Origin of the sequence: Kribbella sp. NBC_01484 (assembly GCF_036227145.1) — a bacterium.
Lineage (GTDB): Bacteria > Actinomycetota > Actinomycetes > Propionibacteriales > Kribbellaceae > Kribbella.
On the sequence record NZ_CP109437.1, the window covers coordinates 6,394,040 to 6,415,056 of the forward strand.

General features: G+C 69.7%; 24 protein-coding genes. 20 read left to right on the forward strand and 4 right to left on the reverse strand.

All coding sequences use genetic code 11. The features are described from left to right. The first annotated feature begins 4 nt into the window (after nt 1–4). The 11 genes from OG555_RS31095 (at nt 5) to OG555_RS31145 (ending at nt 9,432) form a co-directional block, all read left to right on the forward strand. Nucleotides 5–817 carry an ABC transporter ATP-binding protein gene (locus OG555_RS31095; RefSeq protein WP_329476108.1) on the forward strand — a complete coding sequence of 271 codons (813 nt, stop codon included), beginning with the start codon at nt 5–7 and terminating at the stop codon, nt 815–817. After that, nucleotides 814–1,593, forward strand: coding sequence for an ABC transporter permease (locus OG555_RS31100; RefSeq protein WP_329476109.1), 780 nt, complete (start codon nt 814–816; stop codon nt 1,591–1,593). The genes OG555_RS31095 and OG555_RS31100 overlap by 4 nt, the downstream gene beginning before the upstream one ends. Then, a complete protein-coding gene (locus OG555_RS31105; protein ID WP_329476110.1) occupies nt 1,590–2,678 on the forward strand; it encodes an Ldh family oxidoreductase in 1,089 nt (362 codons plus the stop codon). Before OG555_RS31100 ends, OG555_RS31105 begins: the two co-directional genes overlap by 4 nt. Continuing rightward, the gene (locus OG555_RS31110) at nt 2,678–3,073 is read left to right on the forward strand and encodes a RidA family protein (RefSeq protein ID WP_329476111.1); all 396 of its coding nucleotides are present in this window, start codon (nt 2,678–2,680) and stop codon (nt 3,071–3,073) included. Before OG555_RS31105 ends, OG555_RS31110 begins: the two co-directional genes overlap by 1 nt. A gap of 7 nt (nt 3,074–3,080) precedes the next feature. Beyond that, nucleotides 3,081–3,809, forward strand: a complete 729-nt coding sequence (locus OG555_RS31115) for a GntR family transcriptional regulator (RefSeq protein ID WP_329476112.1) — start codon at nt 3,081–3,083, stop codon at nt 3,807–3,809. Beyond that, the gene (locus OG555_RS31120) at nt 3,806–4,534 is read left to right on the forward strand and encodes an SDR family NAD(P)-dependent oxidoreductase (RefSeq protein ID WP_329476113.1); all 729 of its coding nucleotides are present in this window, start codon (nt 3,806–3,808) and stop codon (nt 4,532–4,534) included. Before OG555_RS31115 ends, OG555_RS31120 begins: the two co-directional genes overlap by 4 nt. Nucleotides 4,535–4,537: 3 nt before the next feature. After that, entirely contained in the window at nt 4,538–6,097 is a 1,560-nt protein-coding gene (locus OG555_RS31125; RefSeq protein WP_329476114.1) for an FAD-dependent monooxygenase, read from the forward strand. A 118-nt stretch (nt 6,098–6,215) separates the two neighbouring features. Next, nucleotides 6,216–6,605 carry a cupin domain-containing protein gene (locus OG555_RS31130; RefSeq protein ID WP_329476115.1) on the forward strand — a complete coding sequence of 130 codons (390 nt, stop codon included), beginning with the start codon at nt 6,216–6,218 and terminating at the stop codon, nt 6,603–6,605. A 1-nt stretch (nt 6,606) separates the two neighbouring features. Further along, on the forward strand, nt 6,607–7,506 hold the full coding sequence (locus OG555_RS31135; protein ID WP_329476116.1) for an amidohydrolase family protein: 900 nt from the start codon (nt 6,607–6,609) through the stop codon (nt 7,504–7,506). 141 nt (nt 7,507–7,647) lie between these two features. Next, nucleotides 7,648–8,586, forward strand: coding sequence for a zinc-binding alcohol dehydrogenase family protein (locus tag OG555_RS31140; protein WP_329476117.1), 939 nt, complete (start codon nt 7,648–7,650; stop codon nt 8,584–8,586). 153 nt (nt 8,587–8,739) lie between these two features. Next, complete coding sequence (locus tag OG555_RS31145; RefSeq protein ID WP_328521491.1) at nt 8,740–9,432, forward strand: GntR family transcriptional regulator; 693 nt, start codon at nt 8,740–8,742, stop codon at nt 9,430–9,432. Here the strand turns inward: OG555_RS31145 and OG555_RS31150 are convergent. Both OG555_RS31150 and OG555_RS31155 read right to left on the reverse strand, forming a co-directional pair. Further along, complete coding sequence (locus OG555_RS31150) at nt 9,395–10,153, reverse strand: PIG-L deacetylase family protein (RefSeq protein ID WP_329476118.1); 759 nt, start codon at nt 10,151–10,153, stop codon at nt 9,395–9,397. The genes OG555_RS31145 and OG555_RS31150 overlap by 38 nt on opposite strands. Continuing rightward, complete coding sequence (locus OG555_RS31155) at nt 10,143–10,607, reverse strand: PPOX class F420-dependent oxidoreductase (protein ID WP_328521489.1); 465 nt, start codon at nt 10,605–10,607, stop codon at nt 10,143–10,145. The genes OG555_RS31150 and OG555_RS31155 overlap by 11 nt, the downstream gene beginning before the upstream one ends. A 64-nt stretch (nt 10,608–10,671) precedes the next feature. Here OG555_RS31155 and OG555_RS31160 point away from each other — a divergent pair, with 64 nt between their 5' ends. The 4 genes from OG555_RS31160 to OG555_RS31175 all read left to right on the forward strand — a co-directional run bounded on the left by OG555_RS31160 (nt 10,672) and on the right by OG555_RS31175 (nt 16,157). After that, on the forward strand, nt 10,672–11,583 hold the full coding sequence (locus OG555_RS31160; protein WP_329476119.1) for a hypothetical protein: 912 nt from the start codon (nt 10,672–10,674) through the stop codon (nt 11,581–11,583). Further along, a complete protein-coding gene (locus OG555_RS31165; RefSeq protein ID WP_329476120.1) occupies nt 11,583–13,181 on the forward strand; it encodes a DNA polymerase Y family protein in 1,599 nt (532 codons plus the stop codon). Before OG555_RS31160 ends, OG555_RS31165 begins: the two co-directional genes overlap by 1 nt. 435 nt (nt 13,182–13,616) lie before the next feature. Continuing rightward, on the forward strand, nt 13,617–15,353 hold the full coding sequence (locus OG555_RS31170) for a phosphatidylglycerol lysyltransferase domain-containing protein (protein WP_329476121.1): 1,737 nt from the start codon (nt 13,617–13,619) through the stop codon (nt 15,351–15,353). Nucleotides 15,354–15,389: 36 nt separating this feature from the next. Further along, a complete protein-coding gene (locus OG555_RS31175) occupies nt 15,390–16,157 on the forward strand; it encodes a class I SAM-dependent methyltransferase (RefSeq protein WP_329476122.1) in 768 nt (255 codons plus the stop codon). Here OG555_RS31175 and OG555_RS31180 read toward each other — a convergent pair. After that, nucleotides 16,154–17,338: an RNA polymerase sigma factor gene (locus tag OG555_RS31180; RefSeq protein WP_329476123.1), complete on the reverse strand. Its 1,185-nt coding sequence runs from the start codon at nt 17,336–17,338 to the stop codon at nt 16,154–16,156. The genes OG555_RS31175 and OG555_RS31180 overlap by 4 nt on opposite strands. Then, the gene (locus OG555_RS31185) at nt 17,338–17,706 is read right to left on the reverse strand and encodes a YciI family protein (RefSeq protein WP_329476124.1); all 369 of its coding nucleotides are present in this window, start codon (nt 17,704–17,706) and stop codon (nt 17,338–17,340) included. The genes OG555_RS31180 and OG555_RS31185 overlap by 1 nt, the downstream gene beginning before the upstream one ends. A gap of 204 nt (nt 17,707–17,910) precedes the next feature. Here OG555_RS31185 and OG555_RS31190 point away from each other — a divergent pair, with 204 nt between their 5' ends. Genes OG555_RS31190 through gcvH form a run of 5 tightly spaced genes read left to right on the forward strand, consistent with a single transcriptional unit; the run spans nt 17,911 to nt 20,926 of the window. Continuing rightward, on the forward strand, nt 17,911–18,507 hold the full coding sequence (locus OG555_RS31190) for a CDP-alcohol phosphatidyltransferase family protein (RefSeq protein ID WP_329476125.1): 597 nt from the start codon (nt 17,911–17,913) through the stop codon (nt 18,505–18,507). Nucleotides 18,508–18,511: 4 nt separating this feature from the next. Next, a complete protein-coding gene (locus OG555_RS31195; RefSeq protein WP_329476126.1) occupies nt 18,512–19,348 on the forward strand; it encodes a DUF881 domain-containing protein in 837 nt (278 codons plus the stop codon). Next, nucleotides 19,345–19,677: a small basic family protein gene (locus OG555_RS31200; protein WP_131352136.1), complete on the forward strand. Its 333-nt coding sequence runs from the start codon at nt 19,345–19,347 to the stop codon at nt 19,675–19,677. Before OG555_RS31195 ends, OG555_RS31200 begins: the two co-directional genes overlap by 4 nt. Before the next feature lies 1 nt (nt 19,678). Continuing rightward, on the forward strand, nt 19,679–20,512 hold the full coding sequence (locus tag OG555_RS31205; RefSeq protein ID WP_329476127.1) for a DUF881 domain-containing protein: 834 nt from the start codon (nt 19,679–19,681) through the stop codon (nt 20,510–20,512). A gap of 9 nt (nt 20,513–20,521) precedes the next feature. Beyond that, nucleotides 20,522–20,926 carry a glycine cleavage system protein GcvH gene (gene gcvH / locus OG555_RS31210; protein WP_328521479.1) on the forward strand — a complete coding sequence of 135 codons (405 nt, stop codon included), beginning with the start codon at nt 20,522–20,524 and terminating at the stop codon, nt 20,924–20,926. Nucleotides 20,927–21,017 lie beyond the last annotated feature (91 nt).

A 21,017-nucleotide genomic window follows, 5' to 3' on the forward strand; every position in this document is an offset into this window, starting at 1 on the left:
GTCGATGATCCAGCTGGACGGTGTCGGGCAGGTCTTCGACGGACGCGAGGGCCAGGTCACGGCCCTCGAGAAGATCGACCTGCACGTCCGCGACGGCGAGTTCGTCACGCTGATCGGCCGGTCCGGGTGTGGCAAGTCCACCCTGCTCCGGCTGATCGCGGGACTCATCTCCCCGACGTCCGGTGCGGTCCAGGTGGCGGGCGAGCCCGTCACCGGGCCGCGCCGGGACGTCTCGTTCATGTTCCAGCGCCCGGCCCTGCTGCCGTGGCGGTCGGTGCTGTCCAACGTGATGCTCCCGGTCGAGATCGACGGGGGCGCCGGCGACCGGCGGGAGTCCCGGAGCCGGGCGGCGTACCGGGACCGGGCCCACGAGTTGCTCGAGATGGTTGGCCTGCAGGGGTTCGAGCGGCGGCTGCCGCACGAGCTGTCCGGCGGCATGCAGCAGCGCGTGTCGCTGTGCCGGTCGCTGATCCGCGACCCGCAGGTGATGCTGATGGACGAGCCGTTCTCCGCGCTCGACGCGCTGACCCGGACCGAGCTGTCCGAGGAACTGCAGCGGATCAAGATGGAGCTGTCCACCACCATCGTGTTCGTCACCCACTCGATCGAGGAGGCCATCGTGCTGGCCGACCGGGTCGTCGTGCTGACGCCGCGGCCGGGCCGGATGCGTGAGGTCGTCGACATCGACATCCCGCGGCCGCGCAGTCTCGGCCAGGACGCGCACCTGACCGAGGTGGCGCAGATCAGTGTCCGGCTGCACGGACTGCTGGCCGAGAAGACCGCGCAGCGCCCGGTCGACGAGGTGCGGCAGCGATGAGCAAGCGCTCCTGGCTGACCGGTTCACCGGCCGCCGCCGTCGTCCTTCCGATCATCGGCCTGATCGGCGCGATCGCGCTGTGGTGGCTGGCCACGGTCGTGTTCTCGATCGAGCCGTTCCTGCTGCCCAGCCCGGGCGATGTGATCAGCAAGTTCTCCGAGCAGCCGGTGTACCTGCTGAAGGAGACCGGGGTCTCGCTGCTGGAGACGATCGAAGGCTTCGTCCTGGCGATCGTGATCGGTGTGCCGATCGCGATCGTGATCGTCCGCTCGGCGGTCCTGGAGCGCCTGGTCTACCCGCTGCTGCTGATGGTGAACGCGATCCCGAAGATCGCGGTCGCGCCGCTGCTGGTGGTGTGGATGGGCTTCGGGCAGTTGCCCAAGGTCGTGATGGTGCTGCTGATGTGCTTCTTCCCGGTGGTCATCTCGACCGCGCAGGGGATGAAGTCGACGCCGGTGGAACTGGTTGAGTTGCTCCGGTCGCTGAACGCGAGCCGGGCCCAGGAGTTCTTCAAGCTGCGGCTGCGTTACGCGATGCCGCAGATCTTCACCGGGCTGAAGGTGGCGATCTCGCTGGCGGTGATCGGTTCGGTGATCGCCGAGTTCGTCGGCGCCACCCGCGGTCTGGGCTACGTGATCCAGCAGTCCGGCGCGAGTGCCGACACCACGCTGGCATTCGCCGCGATCACCTTGCTGAGCATCATGAGCATCGTCTTGTTCTACAGCCTGGTCCTACTGGAGCACCTGCTGCTCCCCTGGGCCCAGGAGACCCGATGACGGCTCAAGCCTCCGACGCGGATCCGCGCGTTCTGGTCCGGCCTGCGTGGCTGGAAGCGACTGTCTCGGCGGTGTTCAGTGCGCTCGGCTTCGACCCGGCCGACTCGGCGAAGATCGCCGCCGCGCTGGTCGAGGCCGACCTGCGCGGCGTGAGCTCGCACGGCGTCATGCTCGTCCCGATGTACGTCGAGCGCCTGAACGCCGGCGGCGTCACCCGCGAACGCGAGCTCGACATCCTGTACGACGCCGGCGCCGCGATGGTCGTGGACGCGCGCGGCGGCATGGGGCAACTGTCCAGCCCGCAGGCGATGGGGCACGCGATCGAACGGGCCGGGCAGTTCGGCATCGGCCTGGTGTCGGTCCGCAACGCACATCACTTCGGTGCGGCCAGCCGCTGGGCCATGCAGGCCGGTCAGGCCGGGTGTATCGGTATCGCAATGTCCAACACCACGCCGTTGATGCCGGCCCCGGGCGGGGCCGAGCGGATCGTCGGCAACAACCCGCTGGCGATCGCGGTGCCGACGTCGGCCGGCGTGGAGATCGTGCTCGACATGGCCCTGTCGGCCGTTGCCCTGGGCAAGATCCGGCTGGCGGCGTCGGCCGGCCGGCCGATCCCGGACACCTGGGCGACCGACCCGTCGGGGATCCCGACCTCGGACCCCGACGAGGCCGTGCTCGGGATGTTGCTGCCGGCCGCCGGTCACAAGGGCTTCGGGCTGGCGCTGATGATCGACGTACTGACCGGCGTGCTGAGCGGCGGCGGCTGGGGCGACCAGGTCCGGCCGCTGTACCGGGAGCCGGACCGGCCGAACGACTGTGCCCACCTGTTCCTGGCCATCGACCCGGAGCTGATGGGCGGCGTGGAGAGCTTCCGGCGGCGCTCGTCCGGGCTGGCCGCGCGGGTCCGGGGCAGTGCGACGGCGCCGGGGGTGAACCGGCTGCATCTGCCGGGGGAGATCGAGGCGGACCGGGCAGCACATCAGCGGCGGCACGGCGTACTGATCGAGAGGTCGGGGCTGGACGGGCTGCTGGCGGCCGCGCGGGCGGTCGGTGCCGTCGTTCCGGCGGGAGGGTTACTGAGCTGATGGCGAAGACACAGGTTTCGACGACCGCGCTGCACACCCCGAACGGGGTGTTCTCGCAGGCGACCACGATCGAGGCGACCGGGCGGTTGGTGTTCGTCTCCGGGATGACCGCGCGCCGCCCGGACGGCGGTATCGCCGGCGTCGGCGACATCCGGGAGCAGACCCGGCAGGTGTGTGAGAACGTGCGGGCCGCGGTCCAGGCGGCCGGTGGCACGCTCGCGGACGTCTGCCGGGTGGATGTGTACGTGCGCAACATGGAGGACTTCGCCAAGATCCACGAGATCCGGGCGCAGTACTTCGCCGAACCGCTGCCGGCCTCGACCATGATCGAGGTCAGCAAGCTCGCGCACCCTGATTACCTGATCGAGATCAACGCGATCGCGGTGATCTCATGATCCGCGCATGAGCGGGCCGTTGGAGTTGCTTCCAGGTGGGGGCAAGGGCGGGCGTCGTACGCTCGCGGAGCACGCCGCGGCCGAGCTGCACCAGCTGATTCTGTCCGGTGAGCTTCCCAGCGGTACGCCGTTGCGCCTGGTGGAGCTGGCGAATCGGCTGGAGATGAGCCAGATGCCGGTCCGGGAAGGGCTCCGCCGACTCGAGGCGCTCGGACTGGTCGAGATCATCCCGCACCGCGGCGCGTGGGTGCGCGATCTGTCGCTGGAGGACCTGCGCGACACCCACGAGACCCGGCTGGCCCTGGAGTCGCTGGCAGTCCGTGCCGCCGCGGGGCGGTTCACCAGTGACGACTTCGAGAAGGCGGCGGCCGCACTGGCCGATCACCTCCAGCTCTCCCGGGCGCACGACTCGGCGGGTGCCCGGCAGGCGCATGCGGACTTCCACTTCGCCATCTACCGGGCGAGCGGGTCGCAGTGGTTGCCGCGAGCGATCGAGCCGGTCTGGCAGAACAGCGAGCGGTACCGGTTCGGCAGCCGGCCTACCGCCTTCCTGATCGAGCGGAACCGGCAGGAGCACCAGGCCATCCTGGACGCCTGTCTCGCGCGCGACTCGGACGGGGCCGAGCAGGCCTTGCGCAACCACCTCGCCGGCGCATTCCAGCGGATCACCGAGACTATGACGAGTCGGGCCGAGGGGAAGCAGCACGAGACGTCGAAGCAGAAGGAGACGTCATGAAGGTGAGCTTCGACGCGACAGGTGAGGTCGTCGTGATCACCGGTGGTGCGCAGGGCATCGGTGCGGCGCTGGCCGCGGCCGTGAACGCCGCCGGTGGCACGGCGGTGGTCTTCGACGTCGTGAAGCCGGCCGACGCTGCGGTCGAGTACGTCGAGGTCGACGTGGCGGACCGGTCCTCGTTGCAGGCGGGTGTCTCGGCTGTCGTCGACCGCTACGGCCGGATCGACGGACTAGTCGCCGGAGCGGCTGTCCAGCCTCGGTCGCCGGTGCTGGAGATGGACCCGGCCGAGTGGACCAGGACTCTGCAGGTGAACCTCGACGGAGTGGTGTGGACGTGCCAGGCCGTCGTACCGCACATGGTGGCGCGGCGGTCGGGATCGGTGGTCGTGTTCACGTCGGGCATGGCTGTCACCGGGTACGCCGGTGCGGCGGCGTACGCGTCGAGCAAGGCCGCACTGACTGCCTTCGCCAAGACACTGGCCGCCGAAATGGTTCAGCACCGGGTCCGCGTGAACGTGGTCGCGCCCGGCGTCATCGACACCGAGCAGTTCCGTACTGCGAACGCGGGTGCGGACCGGGAGCACTGGCACGACACCATAGGTATCGGCGACCCCGAGGACGTGGTCGGGCCGTTGCTGTTCCTGCTGTCCGACGCGGCCGCGATGACCGGGTCGGTGCTGACCCGGGAACGTGCCTTTGCCAAGCTCACGAGGTTTGCGGAGTGATGAGTGACTGATCAGCTTCCCGTCGCGGTAGTCGGTGCCGGACCGATCGGCCTCACCACGGCCCTCGGCCTGGCGCACTACGGCGTACCGTACGTGCTGCTCGAGGAGGACGCCGTCCTGTCCTCGGACACCAAGGCCGGTACGACGCTCAGCCGGACACTGGAGATCTGGAACCGGTACGGGGTCGTCGACGGGATCCTGGCGGCCGCACTGCGGATCGACGAGATCGGTGACATCGACCGGGCCACCAACACGCCCCGGGCGTCGGTTCAGCTGGCCGAGCTGGTCAACGACACGCAGTTCCCGTTCGTGATCAACCTGCCGCAGCAGAAGATGGAGCCGATCCTCGCGGCGGCGCTGGAGCAGCCGGTGCTGACCCGGCACCGCCTGCTGTCGTTCGACGTCCTGGACGACCGGGTAGTGCTGCACGTGGAGACGCCGGACGGGCCGCGGGACATCGAGGCCTCGCATCTGCTCGCATGTGACGGCGGCCGGAGCAAGATCCGCGACGCGCTCGGTGTGAAGGTGGTGGGGGAGACCCTGCCCGAGCGGTACATGCTGATCGACGTCCTGGTGGATCTGGACGTCAGCAACGCGCGCGACTACCCCTACCTCGCGTACTTCGCGGACCGGTCCGAGTGGATGGTGCTGATCCGGCAGCCCGACAACTGGCGCTTCCTGTTCCCGCTTGCTGCCGGGGCAGAGCCGCCGGACGACGAGGACCTGCTGGTGAAGGTGAAGCAGTTCATCGGCGAGGTGGACCGGATCGAGCTGATGGGCTCGGTGGTCTACAACGTGCACCACCGGGTCGCCGAGCAGTGGACCAAGGACCGCAAGGTGTTCCTGATGGGCGACGCGGCGCACTTGATCACGCCGATGTGGGCGCTGGGCCTCAACACGGGTGCGCTGGACGCGTCGAACCTGCCGTGGCGCCTGGCGTGGGTGCTGCGTGGCTGGGCGGAGCCCTCGCTGCTGGACGGGTACGAGCAGGAGCAGCGGCCGGTGGCGATCGAGGGCTCGGGTGAGATGGCCGAAGCCGCGCGCAAGTACATGGCCCAGCAGCGTGGTGCCGTCACCGAGGACACGGGTGCTTGGGCGACGGCGTACAACCGCACGCTGCTGAGTGTCCGGCTCGACGTGGACGGTGTGGGCGACTGGTCGATGGTCGCGACCAGCGCCGAACCTCCGGCTGTCCGAGCGGGTGACCGGGCCCCTGACCTGGTCCTGCAGAGTCCGACCGGCCGGACCACGATCCACGACCTGTGCCGGGACTCGTTCGTCGCGCTGTACTTCACCGACGTACGGCGGCGTCCGGACATCCCGTTGAACGACTCGCCGGCGTTGAAGCACTACGCCGTCTCCCGGTGGGACGCACCGCACGACTCCGGCCTGCGGGACCGCGCTCTGTTCGATCCAGGCAGCGTTGCCACGAACAGGTACGGCGTACCGCCGGAGAGCGTCGTACTGGTTCGGCCGGATGGACACATCGCTGCCGTGGCTCCGCTGAGCGCCGGTGTGGCCGAGGAGCTCTACACCCGGACCACCGGCCGGGAGGCCCCATGACAGTGCTTTTGGCCGGGCCTTCGGCGCCGGCGTGGTCATGGGGCTTTGTCTCCCAGCCTTCCCTCGTCGCTCCAGTCGCTGCGCTCCCTTCGCTCCTCAGTCCAGGCCGGGAGGCCCCATGACCTTCGACGAGCCGCTGCGAGAGGTTTTGCTGCAGACAGAGGACCTGGAGTGGGTGGAGAAGTCACTCGCCGGGCTGTCACACAAGATGCTGTGGCGCGATCCGGAGACCGAGGCCTCGATCGCGCTGGTGCGGTTCGAGCAGGGGTCGGGGATCCCGTCGGAGCACAAGCACGCGTCGAACCAGTTCATGTTCTGCCTGTCCGGGCGGTACGTGTACCTGCCGACCGGGACGACGCTGACCAAGGGCAGCTTCTACTGGAACCCCAAGGGGTGCGCGCACGGGCCGACGCTCGCCGAGGAGACCTCCATCCTGCTGGAGGTGTACGACGGCTCGCACTACCCGGAGCGGCCGGAGTTCTACGACAACGACGAGGACGCCCGCTGACATGGCCGGCTGGGACGTCCACACGCACCTGATTCCGCCGACAGTGCTGACGGCGGCGCACCGCGGTGAGTTCGGTCTGTCGATCGACAGCGGTCAACTGGTGGTCGACGGGCAGCGGCTGCCGTTGGGGCGACTGGCTGACCCGGCTGCACTGCTGCAGTGGATCGCCGACCAGGAGTTGGACGGTGCTGTGGTGTCTGTTCCGCCGGCTTTGTTCCGGTACGACGCCGGCGTGGAGTGGGCCGAGCTTGTGAACCAGGGCCTTCGGGAGCTCGTCACACCCCAGCTCCGCGTCCTCGGCCAGCTGCCACTGCTCGATCCGTCCGCACCGGCCGTGGCCGCGGCCCTGGCCGGTGAAGGTGTCTTCAGCGGCTTCGCCCTCGGTACGCCGAGCTACGTGGGGCTGGAGCCGGTGTGGCGGGTGCTGCACGAGCTGGAGGCGTTCACTCTTGTTCACCCGGGTCCCAGTGACGACAAGCGGCTCGATTCGTTCTACCTGTCGAATCTGTTGGGGAATCCGTACGAGACCGGGGTGGCCGCGGCGTCGCTGGTCTTCGCGGACGTGCCGGGGCGGTTTCCGGGGATCCGGTTCTGCCTGTGCCATGGGGGTGGTGTGACGGCGACGCTGGCCGGACGGTGGCAGCGCGGCATCGATCAGGCCCGGCCCGGGATCGATCCGCTGTCCTTGTCGGTGGCGGAGGCGCTGCGCCGGTTCTACGTCGACGATCTGGTGCACGACGACGCGGTACTGGAGCTGCTGACGAAGACGTTCGGGGCCGAGCGGGTGCTGGCCGGGAGCGACTGGCCGTTCCCGATGGGCAGTGACGTGGTGTCGGCCGCGCGGTCCGGCGCGGCCGGGGAACTGACCAGGCCGCTGGCGAAGGAGGTCGTCGCCTCGTGAGACAACGCTTTCGGCAGCGCCTAGGTGTGATCAGATATCAAATTGTGAACGGGGAAGAGGCATGATCGAGCGAAGCGAGATCATCATCGAGCACAGCGTGCATTGCGCCTCATCCGCGCCCGGAGCGAAGCGAGGACGTGGATGAGCTTGCGGGGGATCGTAGTGCGGAGTCACGGGCCTGGAGAGCAGTTGAAGGCCGAGGAGATCGAGATCGTCGCCGAGACGGGCGAGACGCTGGTGGAGATGCGGCTGGCCGCGGTGACCCAGCAGGACAGGTCGGTGCTGGCGGGCAAGCAGCCCAGTACGCCGTTCACGCCGGGCTCAGAGGGAGCCGGAGTCGTTGTCAGCTCTGGCGTGTTCGAGGCCGGCACTGCGGTGGTGGTTCGGGGCGATGGCGTCGGGGTGACCAGGCCTGGTCTGTGGGGCCGGTACGCCGTCGTACCGGATGCCGCCGTACATCGTCTGCCGTCGGGTCTGGAGCCGACGGCCGCGGTCGCGTTGTTGACACCTGTGCTGACGGCCCATACCGCAGTACGACGTGTTGCCGAGGTAGCCGAGGGCGAGACAGTGGTGGTCACCGGGATCACGAGTCTGCTCGGCCGGCTCTGTGCCGCGGTGGCCCGGTCGGCCGGGGCTGCCAAGGTGATCGGACTGGCGTGGACCGGTGAGTCCGTCGAGTCCGCGGCCGGATTGGTCGACCAGATCGTCCGGGTGGACTCGCTGGGGCAGGTCGGTCGCGAGCTGTCCTGGTGTGACGCCGCCATCGACACTGTTGGTGGTCCGGTGACCAGTGGGGTGCTCGGGCACATCAGTCCGGGCGGACGGGTCGCCGTACTGGGTTACCACGCCGGTGAGTTCGCCACGATCGATCTGCATCAGCTGATCGGCCGGGACCTGCGAGTGCTGCCGGTGAATCTGCAGCGGACCAGCCTCGAGCCCGGTGCGGTCGCTCAGGCGCTCGCGGATGTCGCGACTGCGCAGTGGCGACCGGAGTTCGAACTGCTGCCCGCGGACCGTGTCGGAGAGGTGCTGGATCCGCAAGCAGGACGGGTGTTGCTCGACCTGACGGCGTTGAGCTGACTGCCCTCTGCGGGCCGACTGGCCTAGACCACACAGGGTTGTCAGAGCCTCCCTTGGGCAATCTGTCGTCGGAGTGCCCGTGATACCCCGAGGGGCGGCTACGGTTACCTCCCAGAGTTGTATGCAATGAAGGAGAGAGGCAGCCCGCAACCGATGACCCGACGACTCGAGCTCACACCTGGGGGACCGACCGGCCGTCGTACTCTCGCCGAGGAAGCCGCCGCCGAGCTGCACGAGCTCATTCTGTCCGGCGAGCTTCCCAGCGGTACGCCGCTCCGGCTGGAGGAGCTCGCGAAGCGCCTCGACATGAGCCAGATGCCGATCCGGGAAGGACTGCGGCGGATGGCAGCGCTCGGGCTGGTCGAGATCGTTCCGCACAAGGGCGCTTGGGTGCGCGAGCTGTCGATCGAGGATCTGCGCGACACCCACGCGACCCGGCTGGCCCTGGAGTCGCTCGCGGTCCGGGCGGCCGCGACCCGGTTCGCCGAATCGGATGCGACCCTCGCCCGGGCCGCACTGGCCGAGCATGTCCGGCTGTCGAAGCTCGGCGACAACATCGCGTCCCGGCAGGCGCACACCGAGTTCCACTTCGCCATCTACCGGGCCGGCGGCTCGCGCTGGCTGCCACGGGCGATCGAGCCGGTCTGGCAGAACAGTGAGCGCTACCGGTTCGGCTCCCGGCAGACCAAGGCACGGATCGAACAGACCCGGCGCGAGCACCAGGCCATCCTCGACGCCTGCGTCGCGCACGACGAGGAGGGCGCGGAGGCGGCTCTGCGCGAACACCTCGAAGGCGCCATGCAGCGCATCACCGAGACGATGGAGCGCCGCTCCGCCAAGCCGTGAGCACCTCGAACCGGTCCTGCTGCCAGCCGGACGCGTCGAACACCGCCCTCAGCAGCACTCCGTCCCCGCGACCGCCGTACGTCGTGACGAGGTCGGGGAGCGACTGAGTCCCGAGGCCGTCGTAGTACTGGTCGAGTGCTTGGCGCCGGCGCAGCTCCGGTACGCCGGAGATCTCCTCCAGCGGTGTGCCGTCGTCGCATCCGGTGACACGGCCTGACCCGATCGACTCACCCGGCAACAGCTCCCGCACGAGTCGCTCACCCGCACGGACGTCCTGGGCTCGCAGCCGTGCGCCCAGCGCCCGGCACTGCCGGTCCTTCAGTGCGAGCCGGACGGCTTGTGAGATCGCGATGTGGTCCGGGTGGCCGGTGAGGCCGTCACTGCCGACGGTCAGCAGCAGTTGCGGCGAGAGCTCGTCGATGGCCCGCTCGATCTCCTCCGCGACCGCACCGGGCTCGGCGCGGGCCAGTGTGCGGGGTCCGTTGACTCCTCCGTCGTCGATCCACCGGTCCGCGTCGCTGAGCCAGCCCCACTCGTCGATCCCGAGCAGCGCGCACGACGCGGGGAGGTGGTCCGCAGTGCCTTGCCATCCCTGCGTGGCAACGCGCAGGACGACCCGCCAGCCGGCGTCGTGCAGCACCCAGGTCGCGGCGCCGGTGGCGAACGCCTCGTCGTCCGGGTGGGCGTGGACGACGAGCGCCGTACGCACGTCAGTCGGCAAGGCGGGCCGGGAAGCCGCCGGTGGCGACCGGACTCCAGCGGTCCGGGGTGATGCGGATCAGGCACTTGCCCTGGGTCCGCATGGCCTCGCGGTACTCGTCCCAGTCCGGGTGCTCGCCCGAGATCGAGCGGTAATAGTCGACCAGGGGCTCCACCGCGTCCGGCAGCTCGATGACCTCGCCGCTGCCGTCCACCTGGACCCACGCGCCGTTCCAGTCGTCCGACAGCACGAGGACGCCGGCCCGCCCAGCGCGCTTCACGTTGGTGCTCTTGGCCCGCTCCGGGTACGACGAGATGACGATGCGGCCCTCGGGGTCGACACCACCCGACACCGGCGACGCCTGCGGCGTACCGTCCGCCCGGGTGGTGATCAGCAGCATGTGGTGACGGGGCCGGACGAACTCCAGCAGTCCCTCGAGGTCGACCTTGGTGTTGGTGGCAATAGTCCTCGGCATGCCTCCACCCTATGGGTCCGGCGACCGGATTGACATGTTCGAACAGGTGTTCGAACATGGAGTTATGACGGGGACTTCGACAGCCGGGCAAGCGGGCCGGGTCACAGCGCTCGACCGGGCCCGGATGCTCCTTGCCCAGGTGCAGGCCGGCAAAGCCCAGGATGCCCCTGTCACCGACTCTCCGGATTCTCCCGCTCGTCTCGCCTCGGTCGCGAGCTTCGACCCCGACTCGAGGCACGACCTCGATCCGGACCCCGCCACCCTCGAGGCCCCCACCCCTCCCACGGCTCGCCTGGCCTCGATCACCGGCTTCGACACCCGGGTCACCGAGACCCGGATGCAGCAGGCTCTGGACACCGCCGGGGTGGATCGGGAGTTGCCCACGCTGCCGGCTGTTTCCGAGTTGCTCGCGGGGGCCGGCCTGCGCGGCGGCTCGGCGTACTCGGTGCGGGGTTCGGCCGCGTTGGTGATGGCGTTGATGGCCGGTCCGTCCGCGGAGGGGGCGTGGTGCGGGGTCGTCGGACTGCCGTCGTTCGGCGCGGAGGCGGCGCGCGGGCTGGGGGTCGACCTCGAGCGTCTCGTGCTGGTGCCCGACCCCGGGCACGACTGGCTCAACGTCGTCGCGGCGCTGGTCGACGCGCTGACCGTGGTGGTCGTCCGGCCGCCCGGTGAGGTGACGCCGGGGGAGGCGTCCCGGCTGGCCGCTCGGCTGCGGACGCGGGGAGCGTTGCTGATCGCGTACGGGTCGTGGCCGGGAAGCGAGGCCCGGCTGGAGGTGGAGAGCAACACCTGGACCGGTCTCGGCGACGGAGCAGGTCTGCTCACCGCCCGGCAGGCGACGGTCGTGGTGACCGGCCGGAGAGCCGCCGTACGCCGTCGGCACCAGCTCTGGCTCCCCGGCCCGGACGGCACCATCCGCTCCGCCGAGATCGTCCGTGACGAGGCACGACGCTGGCAGGAAGAGGCGGTGGGCTGATGGGCGACGGAGGTCTCACCCGCACGATGGTGATCTGGGTGCCGGACTGGCCGGTGACCGCGGCCGCGGTGGCCACGGGCCGGTCGCCCGACGAGCCGATCGCCGTACTGGAGAAGGGCAAGGTGCTCGCCACCTCCGCCGCCGCGCGGGCCGAGGGCGTCCGCCGCGGTCAACGGGCCCGGGACGCGCAGTCGCGGTGCCCGGAGCTCGTCGTGCTCAAGTACGACCCGGTGATCGACGCCCGCGCGTTCGACCCGGTGATCGCGTGCCTGGAGGCGCTCACGCCCGGCATCCAGGTGATCCGCCCGGGCATGTGCGCGTTGAAGGCGCGGGGGCCGGCCCGGTTCTACGGCAGTGAGTCGGTGGCCGCGGAGAAGCTGCTCGACCGGCTGGAGACGTTCGACGTCTTCGGCGGCCGGGTCGGGATCGCCGACGGTCCGTTCGCCGCCGAGCAGGCGGCGCGGGCGAGTTCGGTGCGGGCGCGGGTTCTGGTGGTGCCGCCGGGGGAGTCCCCGGAGTTCCTCGCGCCGCTCACCGTCGACGTCCTCGAGCAACCCACCCTCACGGACCTGCTCCGCCGGCTCGGGCTGCGGTCGCTGGGTGCGTTCGCGCAACTGCCCCGCACCGAGGTGCTGACCAGGTTCGGCCCGACCGGCGCCTTCGCCCACCGGCTGGCCCGTGGGTACGACGATCGCCCGGTGGTGGGCCGGGAGATCCCGCCGGAGCTCACCCGCACCCTCGACTTCGAGCCGGCCGTGGACCGGGTCGACCAGGTCGCCTTCGCGGTCCGGTCGGTCGCCGACGAACTGATCGCCCGGCTGACCGAGCTCGGCCTGGTGTGTACGACGCTCCGGGTCGAGATCGGCACCGAGTCCGGGCGGATCCACGAGCGGGAGTGGTTGCATCCACGCTGGTTCACCGCGGCCGACGTGGTGGACCGGGTCCGCTGGCAGTTGCAGGGGAGTGGCACGGCGACGAGTGAGCTGACGTCACCCGTCGTACGGCTCCGGCTCGTCCCCGACCAGGCGGATCCGGTCGGTGCGCATGTCGACGGGTTGTGGGGCGGTGGGCCGGACGAGCGGATCCACCGGGCGTTGTCGCGGGTGCAGAGCATGCTCGGTCATGGTGCGGTCGCGTCGGTGGTGATCGGCGGCGGCCGGGGGTTCGCGGAGCGGCAGACGCTGGTCCCGTGGGGCGATCCTCCGGTGCCGGCCAGGCCGCCGGACCAGCCGTGGCCCGGGGCGATCAGTTCGAGTGACCCCGTCCGCTGGCCGACCCTCGCACCGACGACGATCTTTCCCCAGCCTCTGCAGGCGAAGGTGTTCGCCGAGGACGGCACTCAGGTCTCGGTCAGCGCCCGCGGCGAACTCTCCGGCGTCCCCACCGCCTTCTGCCTGGCCCCGGCCCCACAAGTTGCCGACAGCAACAAGATCCACCCGATCACCGCCTGGGCCGGCCCCTGGCTGACCGACGAACGCTGGTGGGACCCGAGCACCGAATCCCGCCAGGCCCGCTTCCAGTTCCACACCGCCGACAGCCGCGCCTGGCTCTTCACCCTCCACCAAACAACCTGGCAAGCCCAAGCCACCTACGACTGAGGTCCTGGGCCACCCTGCCGGGTTTCGGCGCCGACTCGTGGGTGGTGGTTGATGGATCCGCCTTTCCGTAGCCGATATCCGCGACTCGGCGAGCGGGCTTCGGGACGCGGTCGCGCCGGCTGCTTGGTGGGGTGGTCAGGGGGTGGGCAAGTCGATGCGCATGACGGTGCGGCGGAGGGTGGGTGGGTTATCTGGTCGAAGCCGGCTTCTTCGAAGGCTTGATGGGGGCCGACATGCAGTTCACCCCCAGGTGATGGTTCTGCCGGGCTGGGTGAGCATGGGATAGGCCTCGAGGGCCCGGGCGCCGCGGGCGCGGGCGCGACGCAACGGGGCTGAGCGACCCGGGACCATCGCCGGGAGAGCCCGGGACGTCCGTCCCTTCCACGGTCCTCACCGCTCCGGCAATCCTGGACGGGAGAGCTGGGAGGCGGGGCCGTGAAGTCCGGAAACGTCGTGCGACAGCGACGCGATCCAGCACGCTGGGCTCCTTGGACGGCCGCTCTGGTCGGCCTGCTGGGTGTTGTCGGCGTGCTCGACGCGGTCAGTCCGCCGCTTCGGCCGCGCTTGGAGGCGCTGACCGACGTGCTGCCGGTGCTCGTACCCCAGACAGCTGGTGCAGCCGTGCCGCTCGGCGTTGTACTGGTCCTGTTGTCCCGAGGCCTCGCCCGCCGCAAACGCCGGGCTTGGATCGGAGCCCTGGCCACCTCAGCCGGCCTGCTCGTTCTCAACGGATTGGCTCACTCGATCGGGGAGTCGATAGCCGCCGGCGTGGTGATCGTGGTGTTGCTCAGCACCCACGCGGCCTTCACCGGCCGCCCCGATCCGGGCAGCCGGCGCACCGTACTGGCGACCTGCCTGACGTCGTTCGTGCTGGCGACGACCGTGGGTGCCGCCTCCCTCCTCGCCGACCCCGACGCGGTGGAGCGCCTTTCGGCGCCGAAGCTGTTCAGCGAGGTTTGGCTCGGCTTCCTCGGAATCAGTGGTCCGGCACAGTTCGAATCGGCGCAGACGCGGCAGCGGCTCGAGACCACGCTCCTGCTCCTCGGTGTGGTCGTCGCGGTGGCGACTGTGCTCGTGGCGTTGCGGACTGCCCGCGCGCCCAAGCATCAGGTCGACGCCGAGGGCGAACGGCTGCGCTCGTTGCTGGCCGGGCACCGCAACGACTCGTTGGCCTACTTCGCGCTTCGCGACGACAAGTCCCTGATCTTCGATCCCACCGGTACGGCGGCGATCGCGTACCGCGTTGTCGCTGGAGTCTCGTTGGCCGGCGGAGACCCGCTGGGCGACCCAGCCGGGTGGCCGGGTGCGATCAGTGCCTGGCTGGCCGAGGCGCGCGGCTATGCGTGGACCCCGGGCGTCGTGGGAGCCAGCGAACGCGCAGTGCCGAGCTACCGCGCACACGGGCTGGCGGCCATCCAACTCGGGGACGAGGCGGTTCTCGACGTCGCCTCCTTCAGCTTGGCCGGCCGCTCGATGCGCGGTGTCCGTCAGGCGGTACGGCGAGCCGAACGGCGGGGCAATGTGGCACAGGTTCGCCGGCTGCGCGACGTCGACCGGACCGAAGTGGCGGAGTTGTCCCGGCAGGTGGCCAGGTGGCGGGCGGGTCAGGCGGAACGCGGCTTCTCGATGGCGCTCGGGCGGTTCGGCGATCCACGCGACGGCGACGCGGTGGTGGTCACCTGTCGCGACGGGTCCGCGGATCTCGTCGCCGTCTTGAGTCTCGTGCCGTGGAACGAGGACGGGCTGTCGCTGGACCTGATGGTCAGGTCGCCGAGCGCCGGAAACGGGGTGATCGAGTTCATGGTCAACGAACTGGTGCGAAGTGCCCCGGAGCTGGGGATCGCGCGGGTGTCGCTGAATTTCGCGGTCTTCCGTGAGGTGTTCGAGCGCGGCGGTCTTGCCGGAGCCGGTCCCGGTCTGCGGTTGTGGTACCGGATGCTGCTCTGGCTGAGCCGGTTCTGGCAGATCGAGTCCTTGTACCGGGCCAACGCGAAGTACGGCCCGGCCTGGACGCCGCGGTTCGTCTGCTACCCACGGGCCCGTGATCTGCCCCGGATCGCTTCGGCCACGCTGCAAGCCGAATCCTTCGTCCGCTGGCCGCACCAGCGCAGGTCCGGGCTCGCAGTGAACGACGTGCATGACGCCGGGCAATCCCACGCCCTCCACGGATAGATCTGCCAGCCACCCGTCCGGACTAGGTTGGAGCGCATGACAGATCTTGCGGCGACGTTCAAGCACGAGGCCGTGGCGGAGGCGTACCAGCACCGGCCGCCGTACCCGGATGAGGTTTTCGAGCGGCTCGAAGGGCTGATCACCGACGAGCCGCGGCGCGTGCTCGACATCGGCGCCGGGGAAGGTGCGATCGCCCGCCCGCTCGCGGCCCGGGTGGAGCGCGTCGACGCGATCGACTTCTCCCAAGCGATGGTCGACGCGGGCCGGCAACGACCTGGCGGGGATCAGGCGAACATCAGTTGGCAGGTCAGCAGCATCGAGACCGCCGAGCTGACCGGGCCGTACGCGCTCGTCACCGCCGGCGCGAGCATTCACTGGATGCCCTGGGAGGAGACGTTCGCCCGGATCGTCCCGCACCTGACCCCCAACGCCCAGCTCGTCGTGATCGAGCACGGGGCAGTGGACGAACCGTGGTGGGACGACATCGTGCCGGTCCTCGAGCGCCACTCACGTAAACAGAACCACGACCCGAAGTTCAGCGTCGTCGACGCGATCCGCGAGCGCGGGCTGCTCGACCTGACCGGTACGACGAGGACCGCGCCGGTCACATACCACCAGCGGGTCGACGACTACATCGAGCAGTTCCACTCGACCTCGAGCCTGGCCCGCGATCTGATGCCCGCCGACGAGGCAGTGACCTTCGACACCTCGATCGAGCGCGCGGTGTCACCGTACGTGCAGGACGGCGTACTGGAGCTGCAGATTGTCGCCGAGCTGAGCTGGGGCCGGCCACGGGTCGCCTAGAGGGCGTCGGCGCGGGTCTGCAGGTAGCGCCGCTCGGGGACGCTCTGCGTCAACCGCGCCGCCAGCTGGTACGCCGACCGAGCGGCCGGCCGGTCGCCGGACAGTTCGAGCAGATGCGCGCGTACGGCGGCCAGCCGGTGATGATCCTTCAACGCGGGATCGGCGTCGTCGAGCAGCGCGAGCCCGGCCGCCGGACCGTGCACCATGGCGACCGCGACGATCCGGTTGAGCGTCACCATCGGGCCTGGCGCGGTCGACTCGAGGAGTTCGTACAGCATCAGGATCTCGCGCCAGTCGGTGTCCTCGGCGCGCTTCGCCTCGTCGTGGACCGCGGCGATCGCGGCCTGCAGCTGGTACGGACCGACCGGTGCCGACTGCAACGTCGACGCGATCAACTCGGTGCCCTCGGAGATCGCCTGAGCGTCCCACCGCGTCCGGTCCTGCTCCGGCAGCGGCACCAGCGCGCCGTCGGCCGTCGTCCGCGCGGGCCGGCGCGCGTCGGTCAGCAGCATCAGCGCCAGGAGGCCCGCGACCTCACCTTCGTGCGGCAGTGCGGAGTGTAGCTGCCTGGTCAGCCGGATCGCCTCCGCGCTCAGCTCGACCCGATGCAGTGACGAGCCGGACGACGCGGTGTAGCCCTCGTTGAAGATCAGGTACAGCACATGCAGTACGGCAGCCAGCCGCTCGGACTGCTCGGACGCCGGCGGCAACGCGAACCGGGCACCCCGCAGCTTGGCCTTGGCCCGGCTGATCCGCTGCCCGATCGTTGCCTCCGGCACCAGAAATGCCCGGGCGATCTCGCTCGTGGTCAGGCCGCCGACGGCCCGCAAGGTGAGCGCGACCTGCGACTGCGGACTGAGTGACGGGTGACAACACAGCATCAGCAACGTCAGCGAATCGTCGACCGACGACGCGGGCTCCGGTTCCGGAGCGGCGGCGATCGCTTCCTCCCGCCGCTGCCGTGCCGCCTCGGTGCGCAGCACCTCGATCCGCCGCCGCGACGCTACCGTGATCAGCCACCCGCGCGGATTGTCCGGTACGCCGTCACCCGGCCACTGCAGGGACGCGGCCAGCAGCGCCTCCTGGACGGCGTCCTCGCACGCGTCGAAGTCGCCGTACCGGCGGACCAGCGCGCTCAGCACCTGCGGCGCCTGCTCCCGCAGCTGCTCCTCGATCTGCATCAGGTGTACGCCGACAGGTCGCGAACCGGGCGTACTTCGACGATGCTGAACGGCGCCTCCGGGATCTGCGCGACGATCTCGACGGCACGATCCATGGAGTCGCAGTCGAGCAGGTAGAACCCGGCCAACTGCTCCTTGACCTCGGCGAACGGGCCGTCGGTGGTCATCGGCCGGCCGTCCCGGACGAGCACCTGCTTGGTCAGGCCGGGGTCGTCCAGCGATTCCGAGGCGACCAGCTCTCCGCGCGCGTCGAGTGCCTCGTGCAGCGCGGCGTACCCGGCCATGCCCTCCTTCTTCTGCTCGTCGGTCAGGGAGTCCCAGACCGCCCGGGACTCAGGGTTGCCGTAGATCAGGACCAGGAACTTCATCTCCACCCCTCCCGTTCAACAGCGTAAGCATCACCCTTGCGTATCGATCGGGTCACCGGTTCATCGCGGGCGTAGCGGGAAGGGGTCCGCCGCGTTCAGGTAGCAGGGGAAGGCCCGGCTTGCCCCGGGATGGCCGGGCGTAAACCTGTCGAGGTGCCCAAGTACAGTTACGACCGGTATCAGGGTGAGAGAGGGAGGGATCGCGTGCCGGAGGTGGAAGTGTCCGACCGGGTGCTCACGATCCCGAACGCGCTCAGCTTCCTCCGGTTGCTGGGAGTGCCGCTGTTCCTTTGGCTGATCCTCGGTCCGGAGGAGGACGGCTGGGCGCTGCTCGTGCTGGCCATCTCCGGGTTCACCGACTGGGCCGACGGCCAGATCGCCCGCCGGATGAACCAGACCAGCCGGCTGGGCCAGATGCTCGACCCGGTCGCGGACCGGCTCTACATCTTCGCGACCGTGATCGGCCTGGCGCTGCGTGACATCATCCCGTGGTGGCTGGCGATCGCGCTCCCGCTGCGGGACCTGCTGCTCCTCTTCACCCTGCCGGCCCTGCACCGCCGCGGCTTCAACGCGCTGCCGGTGCACTTCCTCGGCAAGTCGGCCACGTTCTGCCTGCTGTACGCGTTCCCGCTGCTCCTGCTCGGTGACGGCGACAGCACCCTCAACCTGCTCGCGCGGGTGTTCGGCTGGGCGTTCGCGATCTGGGGGACCGGGCTGTACTACTGGGCCGGCGTCCTGTACTTCGTCCAGCTGCGCCACCTCGTCCAGACGGTGAAACCGATCAACCATCCGGCCGGGTAGACCCGTGACTCAGCAATCCCCACCGAAGCCTCGGCGCGTCGACGCGTCGATGTCGCTGCTGAACAACCTGATGGCACACCCGCTGGACGAGGGGTACGCCGTCGCAGCCCGGACCCGTCCGAACAAGGGCGGCAAGTCGCTGCGATCCCGGCACCGGGTGATGCTGGTGGTGGCCACCCTCGTGCTCGGCTTCCTGCTCGCGATCGCGGCCTCGCAGAACTACCGCGGCGCGCCCGAGGCCGAGAAGGAGCGCAAGGAGCTGATCACCCGGATCAATCAGGCCAACACCCGGCTGAACGGCATGCGCACCCACCAGACGCAACTGGCCGACGAGGTACGGCGGTTGCAGGCGAGTGGACTGAGCAACACCAGTTCGGGCGCGACGCTGCAGCAGCAGCTGGACACGCTGGAGCTGCAGACCGGCGCGGTCGCGGCCACCGGGCCCGGGATCAAGGCGGTGATCGACGACGCGAAGAACGCCGACGCCAAGGAGGGCCGCCTGCTCGACGTCGACCTGCAGCAGCTGGTCAACGGCCTGTGGACAGCGGGCGCGGAGGCGATCTCGGTGAACGATCACCGGCTCACCTCGCTGACCGCGATCCGGGGTGCGGGCAGTGCGATCACGGTCGACTACAGCTCGCTGACCCCGCCGTACACGGTGCTCGCGATCGGGGACACCGCGACGATGCCGGCCCGCTTCGCGCAGAGCTCGGGCGGCCAATGGGTGCAGTATCTGGTCAGCAACTTCGGTGTCCGGATGACGACCACGACGGAGGATTCCTTGCTGGTGCCGGCCGATGCGACCATCGCGTTGCGCTACGCGAAGGTGGGACGCAGATGATCGCCGTACTCGGACTGGTGATCGGTGTCGTGATCGGCCTGCTGGTCGCGCCCGACGTCCCGGAGTGGGCCCAGCCGTACCTGCCGATCGCCGTCGTCGCCGCCCTCGACGCGGTGTTCGGGGCGCTGCGGGCGTTCCTGGACGGGATCTTCGACGACAAGGTGTTCGTCGTCTCGTTCGTGTCGAACGTCCTGATCGCCGCGCTGATCGTCTACCTCGGTGACCAGCTGGGCGTCGGCTCACAACTGTCCACCGGTGTGGTGGTCGTCCTCGGCATCCGCATCTTCACGAACATGGCCGCCATCCGTCGGCACATCTTCAGGGCCTGACATGAGCGACGACAAACCCGAGCCAACGCCTGATCCGGCAGCCGCCGATCCGGCCGACCGGCCGCAGCCCGAGACGCCGACGCCGATGCCCAAGCCCCGGACGCCGAACCTGGCGCTGCGGCGGCTGCGGGCCGGGTTCAGGCCGTCCCGGGGGCAGGCGATCGTCGCCGTCGTGCTCGCGCTGGTCGCCTGCGTGGCCGTCGTCCAGGTGCGGGTGAACCGGGCCGACGACGGCTACCAGAACGCCCGCCGCGAGGACCTGATCGCGATCCTCGACGGCCTAGGCCAGAACACCCGCCGGCTGGAGAGCGAGATCGCCGAGCTGGAGGCGCGGAAGAACTCGCTGTCCTCCAGCGCGGACAAGGCCCAGACCGCGCGCGAGCAGGCCGAGGCACAGGTCCGGGTGCTCGGCATCCTGGCCGGCACGCTGCCCGCGCAGGGGCCCGGCGTCCGGATCACACTGAACGACCCCGACGGCAAGATGACCTCGAGCAACCTGCTGGACGCGATCGAGGAACTCCGCGACGCCGGCGCCGAGGCGATCCAGATCAACGGTTCGGTCCGGGTCGTCGCCAGTACCGACTTAGTCGACGACGCGCCGGGGATCCGGATCGACGGTCAGAAGCTGAATTCGCCGTACGTTGTCGAGGCGATCGGGGAGTCGCACAACCTGTCCGAGGCGGCCAACTTCCCGGGCGGCCTGGTCAGTGAGGTGACCGGTCCGCAGGTGGGCGGAACCGCCGAGGTGACCGAGGTTCCGACGCTCCAGATCACCGCCTTGCACGCGCCGGAGGAGCATCGCTACGCTCGCCCGGCACCCAGCCCGACCAAGTAGCTGTGTCCGATGCAAAGAAAGAGGACCGAGGTGTACCCCGAAGACCTGAAGTACACGGCCGAGCACGAGTGGGTCAAGGCCGACGGCGAGGCGCCGGTGCGGGTCGGCATCACCGACTTCGCACAGGACGCGCTCGGTGACATCGTGTACGTGCAGCTGCCCGAGATCGGCAGCGCGGTGCGGGCCGGCGACGCCTGTGGCGAGCTGGAATCGACCAAGAGCGTGAGCGACCTGTTCGCGCCGGTCAATGGCACCGTGACCGCCGTCAACGAGGCGCTCGCCGACCAGCCCGACCTGGTCAACAGCGACCCGTACGGCGAGGGCTGGCTGCTCGACATCGAGGTCGAGGACGCCGCCGAGGTGGCGGCGCTGATGGACGCCGAGACCTACCAGGGACAGCTCGACCAGAGCTGACCGGCAGCGGCTTGGCCGCGCCTGGTACGTTGTCCGGACCTCAACTGCTGGTCGAGGGTTGAGGTCCGCGAATCTGCGTCCACACTTGTTC